We start from the raw sequence: 348 nt of genomic DNA on the forward strand, positions 1-348 counted from the left end.
GTAATTTTTGCTAAACCAGCAATCAACTTCCAAAGCGTGTAGATCGCGGCAACAAGAAGAACAACATAGCCAATAACAAAAACGGCTGTTAGAGCGCCAATGATAGTAAGCACAATCGAAACAAAGAATGTTTTGGTGATGTTGTCGTAGTGATCCGCAAAGACAGTCCCTTGAGCATCGGACTTTTTAACGATGCCCCAAATACCACCTGCAAGAAAACTAATACCAGTAAAGAAGCCTAATAGCATTAACGCATACGCGATGATGGCATGAGTTTTTGCATTTTTGTCCTTCTCTGAGAGCCCCGTATTAATTACTTCAGTATTTTCCATGTGATTGATTCCTAGG

1 protein-coding gene is annotated in these 348 nt (G+C 40.8%); it reads right to left on the bottom strand.

Going from position 1 to position 348, the window contains the following annotated elements:
• Window positions 1-332 (bottom strand): DUF4870 family protein (locus tag AB4486_RS25505; RefSeq protein WP_372119518.1); only part of this gene is annotated, 332 nt, incomplete at its 3' end.
• Window positions 333-348 lie beyond the last annotated feature (16 nt).

The sequence above is a fragment of the Vibrio sp. 10N.222.55.C6 genome, assembly GCF_041473395.1.
Lineage (GTDB): Bacteria > Pseudomonadota > Gammaproteobacteria > Enterobacterales > Vibrionaceae > Vibrio > Vibrio crassostreae_C.